General features: G+C 36.9%; 6 protein-coding genes and 1 pseudogene. 2 read left to right on the top strand and 5 right to left on the bottom strand.

What is annotated here, in order from left to right; all coding sequences use genetic code 11:
• Nucleotides 1–542: 542 nt before the first annotated feature.
• On the top strand, nucleotides 543–1,211 hold the full coding sequence (locus HDC33_RS02160; protein WP_179390888.1) for a DNA alkylation repair protein: 669 nt from the start codon (nucleotides 543–545) through the stop codon (nucleotides 1,209–1,211).
• A gap of 583 nt (nucleotides 1,212–1,794) precedes the next feature.
• Here the strand turns inward: HDC33_RS02160 and HDC33_RS02155 are convergent.
• The 4 genes and pseudogenes from HDC33_RS02155 to HDC33_RS02145 form a co-directional block, all read right to left on the bottom strand.
• Nucleotides 1,795–2,598 carry an FxLYD domain-containing protein gene (locus HDC33_RS02155; protein WP_179390887.1) on the bottom strand — a complete coding sequence of 268 codons (804 nt, stop codon included), beginning with the start codon at nucleotides 2,596–2,598 and terminating at the stop codon, nucleotides 1,795–1,797.
• Between the two features lie 241 nt (nucleotides 2,599–2,839).
• A pseudogene (locus HDC33_RS16470) lies at nucleotides 2,840–2,984 on the bottom strand (pyridoxal phosphate-dependent aminotransferase); the annotation flags it as partial.
• A gap of 276 nt (nucleotides 2,985–3,260) precedes the next feature.
• Complete coding sequence (locus HDC33_RS02150) at nucleotides 3,261–3,785, bottom strand: hypothetical protein (protein ID WP_179390886.1); 525 nt, start codon at nucleotides 3,783–3,785, stop codon at nucleotides 3,261–3,263.
• Between the two features lie 167 nt (nucleotides 3,786–3,952).
• Nucleotides 3,953–4,693: a response regulator transcription factor gene (locus HDC33_RS02145; protein ID WP_179390885.1), complete on the bottom strand. Its 741-nt coding sequence runs from the start codon at nucleotides 4,691–4,693 to the stop codon at nucleotides 3,953–3,955.
• Nucleotides 4,694–5,584: 891 nt separating this feature from the next.
• Here HDC33_RS02145 and HDC33_RS02140 point away from each other — a divergent pair.
• Nucleotides 5,585–6,361: a conserved phage C-terminal domain-containing protein gene (locus HDC33_RS02140; RefSeq protein WP_179390884.1), complete on the top strand. Its 777-nt coding sequence runs from the start codon at nucleotides 5,585–5,587 to the stop codon at nucleotides 6,359–6,361.
• 261 nt (nucleotides 6,362–6,622) lie between these two features.
• Here HDC33_RS02140 and HDC33_RS02135 read toward each other — a convergent pair whose 3' ends face one another.
• Nucleotides 6,623–7,018, bottom strand: coding sequence for a phosphohexomutase domain-containing protein (locus HDC33_RS02135; protein WP_370457445.1), 396 nt, complete (start codon nucleotides 7,016–7,018; stop codon nucleotides 6,623–6,625).
• Nucleotides 7,019–7,555 lie beyond the last annotated feature (537 nt).

Raw genomic sequence — 7,555 nt, 5'->3', positions numbered from 1 at the left:
TGGAGACTCCCCCGTTTGTTGGACACTTTTCAGGATTGGTTGCAGACTATCCGAAGTTGGTTGGACACTCGATGAATTTTGTTGGACGCTTCCATGGTTTCATTGGAGACTCCCCCGTTTGTTGGACACTTTTCAGGATTGGTTGCAAACTATCCGAAGTTGGTTGGACACTCGATGAATTTTGTTGGACGCTTCCATGGATTCATTGGAGACTCCCCCGTTTGTTGGACACTTTTCAGGATTGGTTGCAGACTATCCGAAGTTGGTTGGACACTCGATGAAAATTGTTGGACGCTTCGAGGATTTCGTTGGAGACATCCCCGTTTGTTGGACACTTTTTGAAATTGGTTGCAGACTATCCGAAGATGGTTGCTCATCTATTATAGGTGGGGATAGCTTTAATAAGATATATGCTACAATATTAAAAAAGGTAAACTTTAGAGGCACAGCACTGCAATGAGACTTATAACGAAATTAAGTTCTTGATATATCCTGTCATGGACATATTATGAAACAGTGCTTTAATAAAGGAGTTGTATAAAATGAATGAAAAGAAAGGTACAGACATAAAACGCTCTTCAAAAGCAGAAAACATTCTCCCTCAGATCAATAGTAAAACGAAGCTAGGCGACTTACGAAAAATCGCGAAGGACATTAAAAAAGATCACGAACTAGCTATGGAACTTTGGTCAACCGAAGAGTTTTTGCCCAGACTATTAGCAATCTTAATTATGGACAAAAAACTTCTTTCACAAGATGAGCTAAATAAGCTTGATAAGGATATGCAGACTCACACTTTTGATGAGCGGAATAACTTAATGGATTGGTTAATGGCTAATCAGCTCACCAAAGACAAGAAGAAAATTGCATTGATGGAGTCATGGGAAAATAGTCCTTCTGCTCTTCAAAGGCGAGCTTTCTGGTATTATCAAGGGCGATTGAGATGGACTGGGCAAACACCGCCTAATAACACCGCAGACTTGCTATCTGCATTAGAAGCTAATATTACGCAGGAAGAACCGGAAGTTCAATGGGCTATGAATTTCACCGCAGGCTGGATAGGCGTTTATGATGAAAAGAATCGCGCACGTTGTATTAAACTTGGTGAGAAAACGGGTCTTTACAAAGATGACATAGTTGCAAAAGGATGTACTCCCAGCTATTTGCCGGAGTTCATTACGATTGAAGTTAACAAACGACATAATAATTAGTTACCTCTGAAAAATTTATTAGGGTTTAATGCAAGTAATAAAGGAATTCAAAGCCTCAATATGAAAATTGTAATAGGCTTGGACCAAAAAAAAAAGAAAACAACGTGTTTTGGCAGCTAGTTAGTGAAATATGCAAGGAAGATGTAAAGGATTAACCCACTATCTCTTTTTAATCTGTAGGGCGCTTTTCTTTAATAAGAAAGCGTCTTTTTGCATGGACAACACATTTAAGGGATTAAGTTTATCGAGGTGTAAAAAGGATTGTGAAGTATCGTACTTATAGCAACGGGTGTGTTAGTCAAACAAGAACACCATAAACAGGACAATGAATTTTAGGTCCTTTTCTTTATTTATGAATAATCAACAATACTGTTCATTTTTCTTTTACTAACCTGCCCTTATTTTTTTGATCTAATTGCGTTGAATACATGTAGTTAAAGTGTAGGGTTTGATTTTATTATGTTTTTGATACATTACTATTGATAAAATTCCTCAAATCAGAAACGGTATATTCGAGTAACGTTATAATAGAAAAAGAACGCCCGGAGTGGACGTTCTAGATGAATTAAGTACTTTGTTCAGATTACTTAATATAATAATCGGCTTCCCATTCCATTTTTACAAACCCAGTAATATCTGTACTAAATTCAAACAAAACTTTTTGACCAGATTTCCAAGTATTGCTATGATAGCTACTTTCAGTACCAATTACAACGCCATCTTTATCTAATAAATCAATTTCAATATTAAAACTATCCAAGTCAACACCAGAAGTATTTTCCACTGTAGCATTGTATGTGTCCCAACCATATTCTGTTTTCACTTTATTAAATTTAATATTGTGTACTATTTCTTCAATTTTTTGTTGTATGTCATTTTGTTCAACTACTAATTGTGCATTAGTTTTTAGATCCTTGAACTGTTTCTCATTTAACTTAAGTCCATATTCTTCTGCTAAAGTTAATAATGCGATACTTCTTTCATCATAGCCTTTGCTCCACATTTCATCATGTTTCATATAGTCAACATTATAGTATTGTATAGACTCTTCTTGAGATTTCATTCCATTAATATAATCTTCTGCAATTGCCTTAAGTTTTGGATCATTAAAATCTTCAGTTGCAAAATGATAAACTTCTTTTTCGTATGATATTAGTTTTTCATAATATTCAACATCGTCTTCAACTATGATTTTTTCATTTTCAACATCTTCAATGTAATCCCATCTTTTTTCTAATGCTTTTTTTAATTCAGAAATGAAAGCTGAGTCTATACTTTGTTCTTTTTGTTCGGTTGATCCTTTTTCAGCATTCGAACAACCTACTATAGTAATAACAAATAAAAATACGAATAAAACCAACAATGATTTAACGATGTTTTTCTTCATAGAAATTAATTCCACTCCAATCATATTTGTGCGAAAGACATCTGCATATCTAACAATTTCATATTACCTTAAAACCTAATACTTTTGGTATGTTTTTATCCTTTTTTATAAATATAAATAGTACTCATGCATCAAATAAAGTTGAATAGCTCTTACAATTGAAATAGAACACAAGATAGTTCCACCTGAAGTTGTGTTTGTTGCAGTTGAATGAATAGATAAAACGTTCCGCTCTTCTTCAAGAAGAACCTAGTGATTCTGCAGCAACTTCAATTACAGGAACACCATATAAATCACAAGTAGCCAGTAGTTCATCCACCTTAGCCCTTTAAAGTATCCGATGACATATTCCAGGTCTCTTCTTCTGAATCAATAAAAACTGGCTTTCGCAAGACAATACACACTACTACACATTATGGTCCTACTGTTTGAGACGTTCATCATGTTTTCTGTATGATTCTTTAAGAGCAAGCGTGATATCTTCGAGTGTGGTTATTCGCTCACGATGCTCCTTGAGATCATTATCATGCTGGCTTACTTTTTCGAATATGAATATTTGCTTATCCTCCACCCTTCATTTCAACTCCCCTTTACTCTTAAAAATAGAAAAGGACGCTCAGGAGGTTTGAGCGTTCTTATGTGTTCAAGAGAATAATCATTCTTTAAAAGGAAAAATCGCTTTTTATCTCGATTATGTTTTGTGCTCTTCCATTAATCATGTGATCATTTTTGTGAAGTTCAACCCATCTTTCGACTGCAAGTAAAATATCAACGCAGAATATGTCCACTTGAAGTTGTAGTGTGTCATTTATTTGATTCATATGAACCATCCCTCCCGGCTTTGGTTTAACGAATATAAAGTTATGCAGTCGTTCACGGGCCTTCTGTTCTGTAATACCTACTTCTCCTTGATGTAAAAAAGAACACCTCAATGCATAGAAATCACTCCCGGTAAGAAAATTGTGCACTTCTTTTTGTGGCCCTATCTCACTTTGGTATTTATCAGCAAGTAACTCATTAAACCAATTTTTATATCGTTCCTTTGTATGTTTTTCAGGGTACTCGAGTTTGCTACATATATCAGGTGCCATTAGAGCAAGAGCTAATGCGGCAAAATAATTTTGTTGAGCAAGTGATTCTTGTATCGAATTTGTGAAATTGTGGATCTTATCTTCTAATACAGTCAAAATACTTCCACCCTCTTTTCTTGTACATTGTTCCACTATTCGACAAAAGAGGAAGGGAACCTCCCATTTACCTATAACCTTTTACACATACACCTGTCAATCTCATTCTACCTCCTCAACAGTTCCGACCAACGGCTTAGCATGTCTTTACAACAGGAACCTAACGTTCAACTAATTTTCACCCATCCATTTTTAACGGCTGTTACAACCGCTGCGGTTCGAGTCTCCACTTTCATTTTTTTGAAAATACTCATCAGGTGATTTTTCACTGTGTTATCTGATAGGCAAAGTAAGTTTGCAATTTCAATAGTAGTTTTTGCAGTAGCTAATAGTTGTAATACTTCGCATTCACGTTTCGTAAATAGATGAATTGGCCTAACAAATTCTTTTTGTCTAAATGTACCTAGGTATTGGCGATCTTTTAACCGTAGATATTCGTTTATCATATATTGTGTAACCTTTGGATGAATATAGAATCCGCCAACTGCAACGTGTTGCACCACCTCGTAAATCGAAGCTACATCCATTTCTTTTATCATGTATCCGCTAACGCCAGCCCGGATCGATTGAAGTACATAAGTCTCGTCACAATGATAGGTTATGGCGATCACTTTTACTGTTGGGTACGTTTTCACAAACGTTTCTATAAAGTCGATGCTTTCTTTTGGTATATTCCCTAAATCTATCAACAATACATCTACCGCGTCAGGAAAAAAGTCCTTGTAGAAAGTTGTTGGCACGCTTGTGTTTTTTGCTACTGCTACAATTTCAACTGATTTGGTTGATTCTAGTAATTCTCCTAAACCTTCCCGAAGAAGATGTTGATCATCTATAATTGCAATTTTTATAGGATTTCCCTTGTCATTCTCATAATTAGTAAAGTCTCTCTTGATGCCTTTTGTAATCAAGCCAATTTCCCTCCGTTTTCTCTTCTCCCACTTGTATTACATGACTGATTTCATTTATTTATGTAATTTTTCTGAATTAATTAAGTGGATTGGTACGTGAAATGAGTTATTTAATTTTCACCCTTATGATTAATGGGTAGTATCGCATTTTATTCATTACCTCCTCGCATTACTAAAACATCCCGGTTAGTGAGAATGCCTTGTTCTTTAGTAGCTATTCGCAATTAATTCCCTATCACGAGACCATATTACCATAAAATCCAGTTTAGTAGTATAGATGTCCTGTCATGTTATTTAGATTTAAATACCCGAACACTTTCCTATAAATAGTAAAAAGTATCCTGGAAATTAGATTCATTCTCGGAGACCTCGTTGTAATTACTCATCCAAATTCTTACTATTAGTAATAACTGTCACATCCCCATGACCATGCCTGTGCAACAAAAACAACTAACGATTCGCCCGATTGTATAAAATCCAATAATGATTAGATAATCAGGTACCTGAAATTCCAATACCAACGTGAACAAAAAAATAAATGTCACCACGTTGTCCACTTTTCCGAATGGTTTGTCTATATATAGGGTGAAAACATCTTTCATCTAGGCACAAGATGTCGTGCTATCGTCAAAAACACTAGCTATATATTCGGCACTATTTATATGTAATGGACTAGGCGTTATATCTCACCAGTACAACGAACAAATCTAGCGAAGGAGCGACAAGTGTGAGCCGAAGCAATAAGACTGGCAGTGATCTTCTGGCAGGCTTATTGCGTAAGGCCATCACCAAGCGACAAAGCATTGTTGGAAGAACATTCTATTCGTAAAGTGTCGACTTTATAGTAGGCAGAATTGTGTTTGTACTTCATTCACCAGAGGAGGATTCGTGATGAATTTATTAATTAAGGAGTCGCCGCTTCAAGTGCTTCCGTCGCTGGCGATGCAAGTGGGATTGAATGAGGCTATTATACTTCAGCAACTGCATTTTAGATCGCTCATCTCGACGAACGTGCGGGATGGGCATAAGTGGGTTTACAAAACATATGAAGAGTGGAAAAACGATGATTTTCCTTTTTGGTCTGTCGATACGATCAAAAGAGCGATTCGTCGACTGGAAGATAGCGGCTATATTATTTCAACCGCTTCGTATAATCGGATGAAAATGGACAAGACGAAATGGTACCGCATTGATTATACAAAGCTGCACTGTCAGGGGGTGCAAGATGCTCCATCGCCGACAGCACAATCATCCCAAGAGAAAATGCAAAACGCCCCCACTACAGAAGGCAAAATGCCTCTAGCAATAACCAAAGAGTTTAAGAGTATAAAAAAAGACACTGTCGAGAACGATCTCGACGTTGTGTCTGTCATTGAATATTTAAATGACAAAGCAAACAAACAATTCAAAGCGTCTTCGAAGGCGACTGCACGATTGGTGAGTGGGCGTTTCCATGAAGGATACACAGTGGCGGATTGCAAAATGGTCATTGACACGAAAGTTAAGAACTGGCTGGATGATCCACATTGGCGGAAGTATTTACGCCCTTCCACGTTATTCAATGCGACGAATTTTGAAAACTATTTGGAAGAATCGAGGGTCAGTGACTTGCCAGAAAGCAGTCCGCCACAGCCACTCGAATTAGACTTCAGCAAAGGGGAGATGTAACGGATAACGTGTTATGAGCAGATTGCAAAAAGTTGCCCTACTGTCTCCCTACTGGAATAGGCTCCATCATCGTCAGTAGCGTCAAAAAGTCGACGGGACGTGTTTGGAACATTACTTCGAGAAAGAAAAAGAACGCCCGGAGTGGACGTTCTAGGTAAATTAAATATTGAGTATAATTGAAAAATATCGGTTACAATTTTGAATTGCTTCATTCATCGGCACCTAATATTAGACTATAATAATTAAATATTTTAATTATTATTAATTAATATAATAATAACATCCCCATTCCTTCCCATGCGCTTTAATGGCCTCTGTATCTTCCCTCAATGTAAGTAGGCATTCTTGATAAGCTTCATCAATCTCTTCTAATATGTTTGTCAGCATTCCATTTTGAAGTAGCGCTTCCTCATCAGCAGTTTGAATAGCAAACAAGTCTTCAATCTCTACTATATGTTGAACAATTCCGTCAGCTGCATCCGGAGAAAGTTGTCCTCCGTCTTTCCCATACACTTTAAAACCGTTATACTGTACAGGGTTATGACTTGCTATTATGACGACGCCTGCAAATGCATTCAAATGCCTCCTAGCGAATGATAATTCAGGTGTTGGTCGACTTTCTTTAAACAAGAAAACACGAATACCATGTTTCCCTATTGTTTCGCGGATTCTAAAGCGAAGTCTTACGAAAATTGATGCTTGTCATAGGCAATCACAACTCCACGACGTATTGCATCTTCTCCAGACGCAAACGAAAGATATTGATAAAACCTGTCTTCTATTTCTTCGTTAGTATGCATTTTGAACTTTAGATCACTCTTCAACTCATTTAGCATTGAACTCTCATGCATCCATCTCTAAAAAACATGCATATATGTTCCCATGAATAAAATCTCCTATTCATTAAAACTTTCCCAACAATACAAACGACTTATTCTTATATGTCTCGATACTTAAAAAGTCGAATAGATTCATTCCTAACAAATAGATGTTCGACCGCAATCTATCTGCAATAGAAGTCAAAGTGACGTTGTACGCTGAACAAGACGGCGTTCAATTCCGGTAAACATTCAACGTGAACTTGCATGTGTTCGGGCCGGTTCCTACTCAGTGATTTGATAGATATTTGTGATGTGGACTGCCCCATGGGACGAGTTTTCTCGGCTCGTGGGGCGGTTTTGGTTTTGGATCGGG

Origin of the sequence: Sporosarcina sp. JAI121 (genome assembly GCF_013408665.1) — a bacterium.
Classification (GTDB): domain Bacteria; phylum Bacillota; class Bacilli; order Bacillales_A; family Planococcaceae; genus Sporosarcina.
The sequence above is the reverse complement of the archived record's forward strand: the minus strand, read 5'-3'. Positions and strand labels throughout refer to the sequence as shown.